At 41.2% G+C, this 16,286-nt stretch carries 15 protein-coding genes; 12 read left to right on the top strand and 3 right to left on the bottom strand.

Features of this window, described 5'->3' with window-relative positions:
* The 7 genes from ccmE to H8B19_RS03670 are packed head-to-tail and all read left to right on the top strand — an operon-like array spanning position 1 to position 6,528.
* Entirely contained in the window at positions 1–468 is a 468-nt protein-coding gene (ccmE, locus tag H8B19_RS03700) for a cytochrome c maturation protein CcmE (protein WP_186505429.1), read from the top strand.
* Positions 468–2,465 (top strand): heme lyase CcmF/NrfE family subunit, encoded by a 1,998-nt coding sequence (locus tag H8B19_RS03695; protein WP_186505428.1) that lies wholly within the window; start codon positions 468–470, stop codon positions 2,463–2,465. The genes ccmE and H8B19_RS03695 overlap by 1 nt, the downstream gene beginning before the upstream one ends.
* Positions 2,462–3,034, top strand: a complete 573-nt coding sequence (locus H8B19_RS03690; protein WP_186505427.1) for a DsbE family thiol:disulfide interchange protein — start codon at positions 2,462–2,464, stop codon at positions 3,032–3,034. Before H8B19_RS03695 ends, H8B19_RS03690 begins: the two co-directional genes overlap by 4 nt.
* A complete protein-coding gene (locus H8B19_RS03685) occupies positions 3,031–3,465 on the top strand; it encodes a cytochrome c-type biogenesis protein (RefSeq protein ID WP_186505426.1) in 435 nt (144 codons plus the stop codon). The genes H8B19_RS03690 and H8B19_RS03685 overlap by 4 nt, the downstream gene beginning before the upstream one ends.
* Positions 3,466–4,701 (top strand): c-type cytochrome biogenesis protein CcmI, encoded by a 1,236-nt coding sequence (gene ccmI / locus H8B19_RS03680; RefSeq protein WP_186505425.1) that lies wholly within the window; start codon positions 3,466–3,468, stop codon positions 4,699–4,701.
* Positions 4,698–5,486 carry an MlaA family lipoprotein gene (locus H8B19_RS03675; RefSeq protein WP_338401486.1) on the top strand — a complete coding sequence of 263 codons (789 nt, stop codon included), beginning with the start codon at positions 4,698–4,700 and terminating at the stop codon, positions 5,484–5,486. The genes ccmI and H8B19_RS03675 overlap by 4 nt, the downstream gene beginning before the upstream one ends.
* Before the next feature lie 22 nt (positions 5,487–5,508).
* Complete coding sequence (locus tag H8B19_RS03670) at positions 5,509–6,528, top strand: NAD-dependent epimerase/dehydratase family protein (protein WP_186505424.1); 1,020 nt, start codon at positions 5,509–5,511, stop codon at positions 6,526–6,528.
* Between the two features lie 50 nt (positions 6,529–6,578).
* Here the strand turns inward: H8B19_RS03670 and galE are convergent, their stop codons facing one another.
* The 3 genes from galE to H8B19_RS03660 form a co-directional block, all read right to left on the bottom strand.
* Positions 6,579–7,598, bottom strand: coding sequence for a UDP-glucose 4-epimerase GalE (galE, locus tag H8B19_RS03665; protein ID WP_186505423.1), 1,020 nt, complete (start codon positions 7,596–7,598; stop codon positions 6,579–6,581).
* Positions 7,595–7,894: a DUF6170 family protein gene (locus H8B19_RS18945; RefSeq protein WP_241737460.1), complete on the bottom strand. Its 300-nt coding sequence runs from the start codon at positions 7,892–7,894 to the stop codon at positions 7,595–7,597. The genes galE and H8B19_RS18945 overlap by 4 nt, the downstream gene beginning before the upstream one ends.
* A 74-nt stretch (positions 7,895–7,968) precedes the next feature.
* Positions 7,969–9,516 (bottom strand): peptide MFS transporter, encoded by a 1,548-nt coding sequence (locus H8B19_RS03660; protein WP_186505422.1) that lies wholly within the window; start codon positions 9,514–9,516, stop codon positions 7,969–7,971.
* 564 nt (positions 9,517–10,080) lie between these two features.
* Between H8B19_RS03660 and wecA the strand changes: the two genes are divergently transcribed.
* From wecA to H8B19_RS03635, 5 genes are all read left to right on the top strand, one after another.
* Positions 10,081–11,145: a UDP-N-acetylglucosamine--undecaprenyl-phosphate N-acetylglucosaminephosphotransferase gene (gene wecA, locus H8B19_RS03655; RefSeq protein ID WP_186505421.1), complete on the top strand. Its 1,065-nt coding sequence runs from the start codon at positions 10,081–10,083 to the stop codon at positions 11,143–11,145.
* 502 nt (positions 11,146–11,647) lie between these two features.
* Positions 11,648–13,384, top strand: a complete 1,737-nt coding sequence (locus tag H8B19_RS03650; RefSeq protein WP_241737459.1) for a polysaccharide biosynthesis/export family protein — start codon at positions 11,648–11,650, stop codon at positions 13,382–13,384.
* Positions 13,385–13,394: 10 nt separating this feature from the next.
* Positions 13,395–14,180 carry an ABC transporter permease gene (locus H8B19_RS03645; RefSeq protein ID WP_186505420.1) on the top strand — a complete coding sequence of 262 codons (786 nt, stop codon included), beginning with the start codon at positions 13,395–13,397 and terminating at the stop codon, positions 14,178–14,180.
* Positions 14,177–14,827, top strand: a complete 651-nt coding sequence (locus H8B19_RS03640; RefSeq protein ID WP_186505419.1) for an ABC transporter ATP-binding protein — start codon at positions 14,177–14,179, stop codon at positions 14,825–14,827. The genes H8B19_RS03645 and H8B19_RS03640 overlap by 4 nt, the downstream gene beginning before the upstream one ends.
* Before the next feature lie 3 nt (positions 14,828–14,830).
* Complete coding sequence (locus H8B19_RS03635) at positions 14,831–16,279, top strand: KpsE/RkpR family capsule polysaccharide export protein (RefSeq protein ID WP_241737458.1); 1,449 nt, start codon at positions 14,831–14,833, stop codon at positions 16,277–16,279.
* Positions 16,280–16,286: the final 7 nt, after the last annotated feature.

Here is a 16,286-nt window from a genome sequence, read left to right as displayed (position 1 = left end):
ATGAATCCACGTCGGAAAAAACGCCTTTTTGCGCTATCAGCCATCATTACCATTATTGCCATGGCCGTTGGTTTAATGCTGTACGCGTTAAATCAGAATATCGATTTGTTTTATACGCCATCTGAAATATTAAAGGGCAAAAATGGGCAAAAACCACAGCCCGGGCAACGTCTTAAAATTGGAGGCATGGTGGTTGTGGGGTCAGTTCAGCGTCATCCTGAAACGCTGGATGTCAGTTTTAAATTAACGGATACCGGCCCAGAGGTGACTGTTCAATATCACGGGTTATTACCGGATTTGTTCCGGGAAGGGCAAGGCATTGTTGCTACCGGCGTATTACAATCAGCCAGCGTGATTAAAGCTGATGAAGTACTGGCCAAACATGACGAGGAATATATGCCGCCTGAAGTCGCTGAGGCTGTAAAAGGCATTAAACATGTTAAACCTGAGCAGGCTGGAGCGTATTAATGATCACAGAAGTGGGCCACTTTAGTCTGGTTTTAGCCTTATTAATGTCTATCCTGCTGGCGGTTTATCCCATGTGGGGCGCGGCAAGAAATGATATACGTATGATGTCACTGGCGCGTCCTCTGGCGATAGCCATGTTGTTATTCACGTTGATTGCTTATGCCAGTCTGACCTGGGCATTTATTAATAATGATTTTTCGCTGTCTTATGTGGCACAAACCTCAAACAGCTTGTTGCCGGTATATTATCGTATTACTGCAGTCTGGGGGGGACATGAAGGATCGTTCCTGCTGTGGATCACTATCTTAGCTTTGTGGACAGGAGCGGTAGCATTATTTAGTCGCCCGATGCCATTGCAGATGGTAGCGAGAGTGCTGGCTATTTTGGGACTGGTTGCTGTTGGTTTCTATCTGTTTATTTTACTGGCATCTAATCCTTTTGAGCGTATGTTGCCGTTTTTCCCTGTTGATGGACGAGACTTAAATCCTCTGTTGCAGGATATTGGCATGATTATCCATCCGCCAACCCTGTACATGGGATATGTAGGCTTTTCTGTGGCTTTTGCGTTTGCTATTGCTGCACTTATTTCTGGTAAGCTGGATTCCACCTGGGCTCGCTGGTCGCGTCCGTGGACATTGGCAGCCTGGATATTTTTAACGATTGGTATTGCGCTGGGCAGCTGGTGGGCTTATTACGAGTTAGGCTGGGGCGGCTGGTGGTTTTGGGATCCGGTTGAAAACGCTTCCTTTATGCCGTGGCTGGTTGGCACCGGATTACTGCACTCTCTGGCGGTGACTGAGAAACGTAAAATTTTTCAGTCCTGGACCATACTGCTGGCAATTGCTGCTTTTTCGTTAAGTCTGCTGGGCACGTTTCTGGTGCGTTCCGGTGTGTTGGTCTCGGTACATTCATTTGCCAGCGATCCTACCCGTGGTCTGTTTATTCTTGGCATTTTGATCGTCACCATAGGTGGCTCCTTATTACTTTATGCATTGAAAGCACCGGGTTTAAAAGGGCAGGGGCAATATCACGCAATATCACGTGAAGTGCTAATGATGGGAAACAATGTGTTTTTAACCGCGGCAACCATGGTGGTGCTACTGGGTACCTTGCTGCCTTTAGTGCATAAGGAACTGGGGCTGGGATCCATATCAATAGGCGCGCCCTTTTTTGACCAGATGTTTACCTACTTAATTGTTCCTTTTGTGTTTTTATTAGGTGTAGGGCCTCTTTCCCGCTGGAAGAAACAATCACCGGCTGCGCTTAAAAATCAGATTTTACTGGCTCTTGGATTAAGTCTTTCCGCCGGGGTCCTGATAAATCAGGCTTATTCGACCTTTTCTTATCTGGCAACGTTAGGATCAGTACTTGCCTGCTGGATTTTTGTTACCAGTGTGCAGGAGGTGGTACAGCGTACAGGCAAAGCTTTTAATTTGAATGCGTTAACAAAATTAACTCGCAGCCACTGGGGAATGATTGCGGGCCATGTGGGATTTGCTGTCACCCTGATGGGTATTGCGTTGACCAGTCAGTACAGTGTGGAAAAAGATGTACGTATGGCAGCAGGTGAATCGGCTGAACTCGCTGGTTATCAGTTTGTATTCAAAGGGGTAAAACCTTTAAATGGACCTAATTATACTGGCACCAGCGGGCATGTTGATGTTTTTGATAAGGGGCAATTAGTTGCGAGTCTGGATGCACAAAAACGCTTTTACACTGTGCAACGTTCTATGATGACTGAGGCTGCGATTGATAGCGGTATTAGTCGCGATTTATATGTGGCTCTTGGTGAGCAACTTGATAACGGTGACTGGGGATTGCGCTTGTATGTTAAACCCTTTGTTAACTGGATTTGGCTGGGTGCCTTGATTATGGCTCTGGGGGGATTACTCTCTGCAACCGATAAACGCTATCGCCTGAGTAAAGTAGCTCTTGCAAAAAAAAGTAAGCAATACACAGTAAGTCACACCGCATCTTCGCCGGAGGTGCTTAAGTGAAAAAAATCTGGTTATTTATTTTGCCCTTAATAGCGTTTGTCGCTATGACAGTATTTTTATTAAGCGGTTTGTTTTCTGATCCGCGCTATCAGAATGAAGTTCAACAAGACCGGGCTTTACCTCCCTTTAAATTAGCGGATGTGATGCAGCCCGCTAAGCAATACGATGAGTCGTTGTTTCACGGACAAGTAACCCTGCTTAATGTTTGGGGCGTTTGGTGTGTTACCTGTGCGGTGGAATTACCTTTTTTAACCCAGTTAAAGGAGCAGGGAATTCCTATTGTTGGCCTTTATTATGAACAAGAATTGGATCCTGACTTTGGCGGGAAAAGTTTGCCTCAGATTCAATCTGAAATTACTCAACAACTCAGCAAGCTGGGTAACCCTTATCAAATCAATTTATTTGATCAGGATCGTTCCTACTCCATGGATCTTGGTGTGACCGGTGCGCCGGAAACTTTCATCATAGATAAACAGGGCATTATTCGTTTGCATCATATCGGTGATGTGAATCAACGTGTATGGCAGAACAAAATTGCCCCGGTTTACCAGCAGTGGGTGAATCAATGAAAAAGCTAATGGTTTTGTTTTTTGCATGGGTAACAGTATTTTCAGTTGCAGCGACCGAAGAACAATTTAAATTTACTGATATGCAGCAACAGCAACTTTTTCGTGAATTAACCCATGAATTGCGTTGCCCTAAATGTCAGAACCAGAACATTGCAGATTCCAATGCACTGGTTGCACAGGATTTAAAACGTAAAGTTTATCAGCTGGTGTCACAAGGTAAAAACAAAACTCAGGTGGTTGACTATATGAAACAACGGTACGGTGAGTTTGTTTATTATCAGCCAGCGTTAACTCCAGCAACTTTCATATTATGGGCATTGCCGGCATTTATCGTGGTGTTAGGCCTTATTGTATTGTTTCGAAAGCGTGCTTCGCAGGACATTGATCCTGACAAACTGGCACAGGCAAAAAAATTATTAGAGGATGAATAAGTGGTAGAAGTTTACCTGGCTGGGCTGGTTTTAGTTGTGGCTGCGGCGTTATTTATTCTGTTGCCATGGATCCGTGCCAGTAAGAATCTTGAAATCAAAGCGGCCAGCCAGCGGGATATGAATATTGGACTGACCCGTCAGCGCCTTGACGAAATTGAACAGGAACGCGCGCAACATATCATTAGTGATGACGCAGCTGAGCAGGCTAAACAAGAAGTACAGCTGGCGTTAGTGGAAGAAACCGGCGAACAGGGAACCCTAACCTCGTCACTTTCGAGAGGCTGGTTAGGCATCTCATTTGTTATTGCACTAATGATAACAGGTGGTGTGTACTGGCACGTCAGCCAATTAAATAAGCTACATCACTGGCAACATGCAATTGATACATTTCCCCAGTTAGCCAAGCGGGCGGTGATTGAGGCTGATGCTACAGTAACACCGCAGGAACTGAGTGATTTGGCGTTGGGCTTACGAACCTCACTACAGAAAAAGCCGGATGATGCCATCGCCTGGTTATTACTGGGACGGGTTTATAATGCAATAGGTTATATAGAACCAGCAATCAATGCTTTTGAGCGTTCACTAAAGATCGATCCCGCACATTTAAGTACCAAGGTTAGTTTAAGCCAGTCTTTGTTAATGACAGGGGATGCCAGTCAGTTAAAAAAAGCCCGCTCTTTGCTGGTGGAGGTTTTGCGTCAGCAACCGGATGATACCGATGCTCTGGGATTGCTGGCGATTGTAGCCAGTCAGTTGGAGGATAACCAGCTTGCTATTCAGACTTTTAAAATACTGCAAAGCAAAATTGATCCGGCCGATCCTATGTATGCGTCTATCGGGCAGCAGTTAAATAAACTAAATGACACTGAAACATCACTTACAGGTTTTACCGTGTCAGTGAATGTTGCGGATGACATTAAACATAAAATACCAACAAATGGTTATTTAGTGGTGTTTGCCAAGGATGCAGCTAAAAATGCTAAACCCATGCCTGCGGCAGCCATAACTCAATCTCTTAAAAACTGGCCAGTTACCCTTGATTTAACCAATAAAAACGCCATGTTAGCCAATTATTCCCTGACTAATCTTTCGCATGTAACACTAACAGCCCGAATCTCACGTAGTCAAAACGTGATGCCGTCAGTTGGTGACATGCAGGGAAAGATTGAAGCAGAAGTTGTGCAAGGTCAGCTTTTGCCGGTCAGTATCGTTATTGATCAGGAAATCACTCAGTGAAAATCACATTAAGAAATCTATTACCCCTTATTATTTCTGTCTTGTTGTTAGGCGGTTGTGCCAGTCAGCAAGCTGTTGAGCAACAGGCCGATAATCAGCAAACCTTAAAACAGTATGTGGATGAGCGTGATCCTTATGAAAGTTTTAACCGCGATATGTGGACCTTTAACTGGGATGTACTGGACAAAAACGTATTAAAACCGGTTAGTACTGCGTACGTTGATAATGTGCCTTCTTTTGCGCGTAAGGGGTTGCTTAATTTTGCGCAAAACCTGGAAGAACCTGCCAATATGCTGAATAACTTACTGCAAGGTAAAGTGGGTGATTCGCTGATTAGTCTGGGGCGATTTTTACTCAATTCAACGTTTGGTTTGTTAGGCACCATCGATGTGGCGACTGATGCAGGTATTGCACGACGCGAAGAAAGTTTCACTGAAACGCTGGGTGTCTGGGGGGTTAGTTCGGGACCATTTTTAATGTTACCGGGATTAGGTCCAAGTGACGTGCGCGATTCCACAGGTAAAGTCGTGCAGGGATTTTATTTTCCTATTGATGATTTAAATATCTACGTATCTTTAACCTCCAACTTAATTAAAGCGCTGGAAAAACGTGCCTCTTTATCGGATCAGGAAAAACTAATTGATGACGCTGTTGATCCTTATGCCTTTGTTAAAAATGTGTATTTTCAGGATCAGGAATACCAAATTAAAGATGGTAAAGTAGAACCCAAGAAAGAAGACCAGCAGTTAAACGACGATATCGACGCTTATCTGGAAAACTTATAAAAGCTTACACAAGGGACTGTATATGACCACTCAGTTTGAACAGCTCAAACAACAGTTATTAGATACACAGCACACCTGGTTAGTGACCGGTGTGGCTGGTTTTATTGGTTCTAACCTGCTTGAGGCGTTGCTCAAATTAAATCAGCGAGTCATTGGACTGGATAACTTTGCTACCGGGCATCAGCGAAATCTTGATGAAGTTCAGACGCTGGTCAATACTCAACAATGGCAAAACTTTAGTTTTATTGAAGGTGATATTCGTGACCCGGATGTATGCCAGCTAGCCTGTAAAGATGTTAAGTATGTGTTGCATCAGGCTGCTTTAGGGTCGGTTCCCCGCTCACTTAATGATCCTGCTACAACCAATGACGTAAATATCAGTGGTTTTTTAAATATGCTGATCGCGGCAAAGGAAAATGCTGTTACTCAGTTTGTTTATGCTGCTTCCAGTTCGACGTATGGCGATCATCCTGCATTACCCAAAGTAGAAGAAAACATAGGCAATCCTCTTTCTCCTTATGCGGTCACCAAGTATGTAAATGAACTATATGCAGATGTTTTCTCCCGTTCATATGGATTTCATGCTACCGGATTACGTTATTTCAATGTGTTTGGCCGACGACAGGATCCTGATGGGGCGTATGCCGCTGTTATCCCCAAATGGACAGCAGCGATGGCCAAACAGCAAGAGGTGTTTATCAATGGTGATGGTGAGACCAGTCGCGACTTTTGTTATATCGAGAATGTAGTACAGGCTAACTTGCTTGCGGCTACGTCTGACCTGGGCAAAAGCCAGGTGTTTAATGTGGCGGTTGGTGACAGAACAACGTTAAATGAATTGTATTACGCCATTCGAAACTCACTGAGTGAACAAGGTGTGACGTACGAAAAAGATCCGGTATACCGTGATTTTCGGGCAGGTGATGTTCGTCATTCACAAGCTGATGTATCCAAAGCCAAAGAACTACTGGGATATATGCCACAATACAGAATTGTCGAAGGTATCAGTTTAACTATGCCCTGGTATGTTGAGCATGTTTAGTGGTTGCATTAATTAAATAAAAAAGCCTGTTTTAAAACAGGCTTTTTTATTTATGCTTTGTAGCCGTCTGGATTTTGACTTTGCCAGCGCCAGGTGTCTTCACACATTTCACTAATGCCTTTTTCTGCACGCCAGTTCAAATCTTTCGCTGCCAATGATGGATCAGCGTAACAGGCCGCCACATCGCCATCGCGGCGCGGACAGATTTTATAGGCCACGGTTTTGCCGCTGGCTTGTTCAAAAGCCTTTACCATATCCAGCACTGAATAACCGTTGCCTGTGCCAAGATTGTAAGTTTTTAGTCCATTACCGGGTGTCATGTTTTTTATGGCTTTTACATGTCCAGCTGCCAGATCCTCAACATGTATATAATCGCGAACACCGGTACCATCCGGTGTATCATAATCGTCACCAAATACTGATAGCTCTTTACGTTTTCCGGTTGCCACTTGCGCAACAAAGGGCATCAGATTATTTGGAATACCAGTTGGATCCTCACCTATCCGACCTGATGAATGAGCTCCCACCGGGTTAAAGTAACGAAGCAGGGTGATATTCCAACTGGGATCTGACAGGTATAAATCCTTCAGAATATTTTCGATCATCAGCTTTGACTGACCATAAGGATTGGTGGGTTTTCCTTCCGGCATCTGTTCATTTAGAGGTAGCGCCACTGGATCGCCATACACTGTCGCAGATGAGCTAAATACTAAGTTTTTAACCTGTGCATCGGCCATCGCTTCAAACAAAATAACAGAACCCATCACATTATTACGATAATAAGTTAATGGTTTTTGTACAGATTCACCAACGGCTTTTAAGCCGGCAAAATGAATAACTGCATCAATTTTATGCTGATTAAAAATCTGTTCCAGTAACGGTTTGTCGCAAATATCGCCTTTTATAAATTCAAAGGATTTACCGCTTAATTGCTTTACACGTTTTAATGATTCTTCGCTTGAGTTACTCAGATTATCGAGAACAACGGCCTGATAATTATCCTCTAGTAATTGCAATAATGTATGGCTACCGATATATCCGGCGCCGCCTGTGATTAACACCTTCATCACGTTTCCCTGGCTAAAATGTTGGACAGATATTTTTCAGATAGACCGTATTGTAAAGGTTTGACTAATAAAGGGAAGCACAACAAAAGTAAGGCAATCCATATTAATGCTGACCAATCCTGACTAACCCGTAATAGGAGGGTAAAGACCGGAATTAAAATAGCTAATTTAAACAAATTTAACAGCATTTTCTCAGGTGTGGTTAGATGCTTTACTGCTTTGTGCAGTAACTCTATTCGTGTGGTTAAAGGCAGGTGTTGAATGCTGGATATTTGCTTGCTGGAAAATATGAGGCGCATCGAATAACTCTCTTGCGGATAAAAAAATGCCGGATAAGTGTATCCGGCATTCGATAAGTTTCATAGCTTAAGCGTTAGTGAACACCATGCATGCCTTTTTTCATGATTGGTGTAAGTAACAGAATAAATACACCGACACCGACACTGATAAGTCCAATGTCATTGTAAACACTGATGGTTGCAGCAATATCCAGCTGTCCACTGTCTGCGCCATGACCTGAACTCCCTGTTAAAGAACTAATCCAGCCGGCAACATAGTTACCCAAAGCTGTAAACAGGAACCAGGTACCCATCATCATACCAACTATCTTGGTTACGCTAAGTTTGGTTACCATGGATAAACCGACCGGGCTTAAACACAATTCGGCCACCGTCAGGGACAGATAAATAAATACCAGCCACAGGAAACTCTTGTTGGTGGAATCATCCAATCCCATACCCCAGGCGAACACCATGTATCCCAGACCAATTAACAGCATAGAAATACCAAATTTACCCGGCGTAGAAGGCTCAATGCTCTTCCTGGCCATAGCAACCCACAGCCAGGCCATAACAGGAGCAAGTAATACGATGAATAACGCATTTAATAGCTGAACCTGAGAGGCGAGGAAATTCATGCCCAGTACATTCAGATCAAACTGTTGGTCTGCTAACAAGGTTAAGCTGGCTGCTTGTTGTTCAAACAAGGCCCAGAACACAGATTGAATGGCGATTAGAAAACAGGCCACCATAATGCGATCACGCTCAACTTTATTACATTGAGTGAATGCATATACCAGTATAATTGCGATCATTACAAAGCCGGATACCCCCAGCAATGAGCCTACAAAGCTTTGGTATTGCATTAATAACCAGCTTACCAGTACCAGTACAATACCAAAGAGATAGATGGTGTGCTCTTTATTTAAACCAATTGGAGATTTTTCTTTTAATATTGCCGGGTTGCTTGGTTCTGCACGCCCTTCCAGATACTTCTGACCCCACAGGAATACCATTAAACCAAATAACATGCCGATGCCGGCAATACCAAAACCGTAGTTCCAGCCGTAAGTTTCACCTACATAACCGACTAATGCGGTAGATAATAATGAACCTACATTGATACCCATATAGAAGATGGAAAATCCACCGTCACGACGAGGATCTTTTTCACCATATAACGCACCAACAATGGTTGATATATTGGCTTTCAGAAATCCTACACCGGTGATAATCAGGGCTAATGCCATAAAGAAAATGCTGATGTAGAAATCGTTGCGAACAACGGTGTCACCATCCATAAATGCGGCGGGACCATGTGCGGCCATTAAACTGTGGCCTGCTACCAGCAAGATGGCGCCATAGGTTACCGCTTTGCGACTGCCTAAATACCGGTCAGCCATGTAACCACCGATTATAGGCATCATATAAACCAAACCAGCGTATGCGCCGTAGATCATGCTGGCTTCACCAGCACTGTATAAATGATATTTAACAAGATATAAAACTAAAATGGTACGCATCCCGTAATAGGAAAAACGTTCCCACATTTCAGTTAAAAAACAGATCCCCAGACCAATTGGATGGCCCAGTAATGTTCGCTTCTGCGAACCTGCGTACAAGTCTTCAGTCGTTTCAGACATGACGTACCCCTAATTGCAATTGAACTTAATTATTTTTGTTATAGATTGGTTTTATCTTGAATGGTTATAAAACTAAACCGGTGGGTTATACCGTTGCCACGCAAGAAAAGCAAGAAATCTGCCTTAGAGCATTGCTCACGTTTTTACCTATAATTCGATTTAATCGCTATAACAGTTTGATCTCAAAAAAGAATATATTTTGATTTACCAAACTCATCTTAAGTTAAGCACGTTCTTGAGAGAGTTTGGGGCATGAGTAACAATTTAGATCATTTATGGCGTTTATATAACTGGTCATTACCAAGTTATGTTTGATACTATTTAAGGCAGAGGCATTGAGTCAGTATGTATCGCAGCTTATGGATAAGTTGTTTTTTAATTTTGCCAGAGACAGGGGATTTTGGTTTGGTTTCTTTCCAGCTTACTTGAGAGCAGTTCAAATGAAATATTTGCAAGACACGTTATGATTTATAAAAGCTCAGATTTAATGCGTAAGTGTCATTGCTCTTATTATTAAAAAAAGAACTATAAATAAATGTATGTTGTTAGGGATTAACCACTGAAATGTTTGTGTATTTAGAATTTACCCCTCTTTTTATGGCATTTTTTGTTGCCGCTCTTTTGATTGTTATTATGAATCCCGTTGCGCATCAATGGGGGTTAGTTGATCAACCCGATGTGCGTAAGGCTCACAAAGGCATTATTCCTCTTACCGGAGGATTGGCAATGTTTTTCTCCATCCTTGTCTCCAGTTTGGCTACCGATGTGTGGCTGAAAAATGATCCTATGTTTTTCACCGCGGCATCATTTATCGTATTGTTGGGAATGCTGGATGATCGTTTTGACTTGAGTCCCAAAGGGCGCCTTATATGTCAGTTTGGTGTCGCAGCGATAATGGCGTGGAGTGCGCAAAATTATGTTACTTCTTTGGGTAATATAGTTGGATTGGGTGATATGTCTCTAGGCTTTGAAGGATATGTTTTTACTTTAATTGCCGTAGTAGGTGTAATTAACGCGTTTAACATGATTGATGGGATTGACGGATTAGCTGGCGGAATGAGTTTAGTCGTTTTATTAGCTTTGGTCCTGCTTTTACTTTTGTCGAATAATGGTGCGGAAATTATGGGGCCGATGTTAGTCATTGCTGCTTTAGTGCCGTTTCTTGCATTCAATCTTAGCATTAAAGGTTTTAAAGGAAATAAAATCTTTATGGGGGATTCTGGCAGTATGTTCATTGGCTTAACCATTGTGTGGTTATTAGTCGAATATACGCAGGGAGCGAATCCAAGCATGCGGCCAATCACTGCAGTTTGGCTGGTAGGACTTCCATTAATGGATATGGCAGCGATTATGTATCGCAGAGCTAAGAAAGGGCAGTCTATGCTAAGGCCTGATAAGCAACACTTGCACTTTATTTTTATGCGGGCAGGACTATCGCAAAATGCAACTTTGATAGTGATACTTTTGATTGGAGTTGTTTACGCTGCTATTGGTATTTTGGGCGAGTTATTTGCGATACCTGAATACATAATGTTCTGGTCGTTTATTGGAGTGCTTTTTCTTTATAGTTTCATCATTCAAAATATCTGGGTTGTCTTGAGAAAGTTGAGACGAGTCTCCAGAGCCTGATTCTGTGAAGTACAAATAAACCATTAAAACGTAAGCAGTTTTTATTGAAAAATTGCTGTTGTATACTGATTTAATAATTTATTTGTTCGCATGCCTTTTTAGGACGCTTTAGCTTTATGATTTCCTACAGATTATTTGTGTTGTTTGGCGCGTTTGCGTTGATGTTTGGGTGTACGAGTCCTTCAAATATGGTTGCAAAGCCACAACATACGTTTCGAATAGTTAGTCACAATGTACCCCAAACTCTTAGTGATATATCAAGCAGTCTTGTTGCTCAAAGTGGAAAAGTAGCGTTCGGAAAAAATAGTACCATAGCCAAACGTTATTGGTCAGCTAATGGTAGACCCTGTGTGAGAGTTCTTGAAGAAAGTAGAAAGTTAAATTCATCGAAAAAATATTTGGTCGTGTGTCAGAGAGATGATAGTAAAAACTGGTATATTGCTACCCCCATTTTCTCAAATAATCAAAAATATAAGTCAAACGTGAATCGGGAGGAAAATCTATGAACCTCTTTTACATGCGTTTACTTAAAGCTTTTCTATTTTCTGTTTCGACATTTTGCCCGTTGCTCATCTTCGCACAGAATTATGATGAAGCCCAACTAGCGGATGATGCAAAAACAGCAGTAAATAAACAGGTTGATGTGTCTGATTACATACAAAGGGAAAGTAAATTTAGTACACCGCAATTAAATGCCCAAAATGAGCAACCAGAAGGAATTAGTATTAAACCTTTCGGTGCAAACCTTTTTGAAAGTGGTTTAAATTCGGCACGTTCCGATGGATTAAATCCCGACTATGTCATAGTTCCAGGTGACAAAATTGCTGTTCAATTGTGGGGAGCTACAGAACTAGCCAATGTTTTTACCGTTGATAATCAAGGTAACATATTTATACCGCAAGTCGGCCCAATTCATGTGTCTGGCATATCCGCTAGTCAGTTAAACAATACGGTAAGTCAAAAGGTTAAAGCAATTTATCCTAACAATGTAAGCATCTATGTCAATTTGCTCTCAGCAACACCTGTTAATGTCTATGTTACCGGACCAGTCTTAAAACCTGGGCAATATGCAGGGCTGGCTAATGAATCTTTACTCTATTATTTGAAGCAAGCTGGTGGAATTGATCCATTACGAGGAAGTTATCGACGTATTTTTGTAAAGCGAAATGAGCAAGTTGTTGCGAATTTTGATCTTTACCAATTTTTACGCGCAGGTAATTTGGCAGCGTTTAATTTTAAAGATGGCGATGTGATTTTAGTGGGGCAGCAAGGGGCAACAGTTACAGTGGAGGGTGCGGCTAGGTACCCACTTACATTCGAACTCACTCAACAGCATTCAAAAGGTAGTGATTTAATAAAGTTTGCCAGACCTCTCAGTAAGACCAGTCACGTAGCAATTAATGGGAATAGAGCTGAAGGACCTTTTTCTGATTATATTCCAATTGCAGATTTTGATGACTTTATTATTTCAGATGGGGACACGGTTTTGTTTAATGATGACCTTCGTCCTCAAGTTATTAGCGTTAAAATTTCAGGCAGTTATTTGGGGCCCTCATTTTACGCAGTTGGTAAAAATACTAAGTTGAAAGAATTACTCGATTATGTCGAAGTAGATCCTAATTTAGCTGATGTTAGATCAATATATATAAAGCGGGAAAGTGTCGCTCAACAGCAAAAAGAATTATTAGAAATGTCTCTACAAAGACTTGAACGATCTGTTTTTACTGCACCCGCAGCCTCTGATGGTGAATCAAGAATTCGTGCACAGGAAGCCGAGTTAGTGATGAAGTTTGTTGAACATGCCAGACAAATTAAACCTCTTGGGAAAGTGGTTTTAAGTGGTAATAATGATGTTGCTAACATCAACTTGGAACAAGGAGATGAAATTGTCATTCCACAGTATTCAGATCTTGTGCAAATCGCAGGAGAAGTTTTATTACCTCAAGCCATCGTATACGACAAAAATTATTCAGTTTTAGATTACATTAATTGGTCTGGCGGGTACAGCGAGAGAGCAAACACCGAAAAAGTTGCCATTATCCATGCCAATGGCCTGACGACATTTGTAACTATAAATGGAGGGAGTGGATGGTTTGGAAGTAATAATGATTACATAATACAACCTGGGGATAAGATTCTGGTTATTCCAAGAGTTGATACTAAAATGCTTCAGGCTGTTAAGGATATAACGCAGATTATTTACCAAATTGCAGTTGCGGCAAACGTGGCAATCAAGTAGTCGCAAATATATGGCAACACTAGAAAAAAGAACTAAGTGGCAAATATGGTTTGATGTCATTTATGCGTTATTAGTCAGAGAAATCCGCATTGGTTTTAACGATAAATTTGGTATTAGCTGGGCTGTATTAAACCCTGTCATTTTTATTTTGGTATTGTCATTTCTTCGCGGAAGGTTAGATGGTGGGGAGACTCATACCATTCCTACGTTCGTTTTTATGGCCTATGGTCTAATCAATATTCAAATATTCCTTCAAACCTTTAGTGCTGGCGCATCAGCGATTCAAAAACACAAAGCTTTGTTTGCTTTTAGACAAGTGCAACCAATAAGCGCAATTCTAGCTGCTTGTTTTTTTGAAATATTAGTAAAAATTTTTGTCATTGTTGGCCTGATGGTTGCGATGTACTTTTTAGGGATAGAACTACATGCCGCCAACCCCCTTAAAATAATGTTGTACATCTTTTTGATTTGGGTGTTTGCAATGTCCTTAGGTATTTTATTTGGCTTAATGATAGCGTTTGTTCCAGAAGTTAAGAAAATTCAATTACTCATTACAAGGCCTCTGTTTTTCATTTCAGGTGTATTTTTCTCTTTGCAGGATTTTCCTCAAAGTTATTGGCATGTGTTAAATTGGAATCCTATTCTCCACGCGATTGAGCTTTCAAGGTATTCAGCTTACCCTGCATATGGGCATAGTGGTGTGAGTGAAAGCTTTCTTTTTATTGTGGTGCTAACAACGACTTTTATTGCATTGTCTTGTTATCAAATTGCTTGGAAACAGGCGATTAGTAGATGATTTATTTAGATAAGATCACAAAAATTTATACGAGCAATAATACTCGGCATGTTTTATTTCAGGATTTAAGTTTTGAAATACCAAAAGGACATAATATTGCTTTCCTTGGTGCCAATGGGGCTGGTAAATCTACTTTATTTCGCTTGATTGCAGGAAGTGAATATCCAACGCGCGGGAAAATTATCACTGATCAACATATTTCCTGGCCAGTTGCGTTGGCAACCGGAATCCACAGTGCCATGACTGGTCGAGAAAATACGAGGTTTATTGGTAGAATAAATGGTGTAAAAGATTTGCATGCTTACGAACGCAAGGTTGTAGATTTTGCTAAATTGGGTAAGCAATATGATGTACCTGTAGGCAAGTATTCAAGTGGTATGCGTTCCAGGCTTGCGTTTGCGTGCTCACTTTCAATCGATTTTGATATTTACTTAATAGATGAAGTGACTGCCGTTGGCGATGCAAGTTTTAAAAAGCGGGCTCAGCAAGCACTATTGGAGCGTAGTCGGGAAGCCAATGTAATTATGATAAGTCATCAAATAAAAGAGCTTAAACAGTTTTGTGATAGTGCAATTGTAATTAATAAGGGACAACTTACTTTTTATAACGATATAAATGAAGGTATAAAAAGATATCAGGCGCTTTAACATATGACTCAATCATCTCAACAACGGTTAGAAAACGATTTAAGTTTATTTAAGCAGGGGCTAGATAAAGGTCAGTGGACAGACGCTGAATTTTTATTGCAACAAGCGGAAGAACTTAAGCGAGTTAATTTGCCATTGGCGTTGCGGATTTTACAACGCGTAAGAAATCTAAAACCCAGTAAGAAAATACTTGTTGAAATTTCACGTGTAAGTAACGAACTTAAAAAAACAGAACCGGATATTATGTCAAGTTCATCAAATGAAACTGACTACGAGCCAAATGCGAATAGTGATTCCGGATTCACAAAACAATCTGTTCAAAACCCAATTCGATTAAAAAAATGGTTTGCAACGCCCTTTTCTGTATTCGTGTTGATTCCTTTTTTATTATTTTTTATTTATCAAGCACTCATTGCGAGTGCCAGATACGAGAGCCACGCGCAAATAATAATTCAACAACCCAATGGCATGAGTACGCTTGACCCAAAACTGGCATTATTGTCCGGTTTTTCTGGCGGAAGTGCTGTTGGTCAAGATACTCAGTTACTTAAAGCTTTTATTTATTCCAACGATTTATTGCAGTACTTAAATGAAAATTATAATTGGAAAAAGCATTTCTCAGATACAAATTATGATGTGGTAAGTCGTCTCTCGTCGGACGCAAGTGCTGAAGACCAACTGGACTATTTTAAATCACATGTGACAATTGAAATTGATGAAAAATCATCGGTTTTTACGATCAGGACACAGGCGTATGAGCCAAAATATGCAAACGAACTCGCTAAGGCTATCGTAAATAGAGCCGAATGGTATATCAATAAAATCGGGCACGACTTGGCTAAGGCACAATTGACGTTTGTGCAAAATGAACACGAAATTGTTATCGATAAATTGCAGCGTGCTAAAAGTGAATTATTAGCTTTTCAAAGCAAATACAATTTTTTAGATCCTGAAGCCGAAGGTGCTGCACTAGCACAAATTACCTATGGCTTGGAAAGCCAGATCGCAACAAAAAAATCTGAGCTGCGGGCGTTAAAATCGTCGATGAGTGAACAAGCCCCAGCAGTTATGTTGGCTAATGAACAGTTAAAAGCGCTCGAAACCCAGTTGGAACATGAGAGAGAGCGATTAACAGATATCAGTCCATCGGAGCAGACATCATCTGAAAAGTCAGATATTAGTGTCAATGAGGTGATTGCAAAATTCAGTGAATATAAAATGAATCTGCAGTTCGCACTTGAAGCTTATACAGCATCACAGGTTTCGCTCGAGAAATCTCGAATTGAGGCATATCGTCAACTTAAGTATTTGGTTGTGGTCGAAAATCCCACTGTCCCTGAAGATGCAAGCTACCCAGAGATTTTATATAATTGCGCTTTATTTATTGTGTTGCTTAGCATGCTATTTGGTGTGATTCGTATCGTATTGGCAACAATCGAAGAATTAAAATAAAACAGGA

This window comes from Neptunicella marina, from assembly GCF_014270035.1.
In the GTDB taxonomy this organism is placed as follows: domain Bacteria; phylum Pseudomonadota; class Gammaproteobacteria; order Enterobacterales; family Alteromonadaceae; genus Neptunicella; species Neptunicella marina.
Note: the sequence above shows the minus strand (reverse complement) of the source record. Positions and strands in the feature narration are given on the sequence as shown.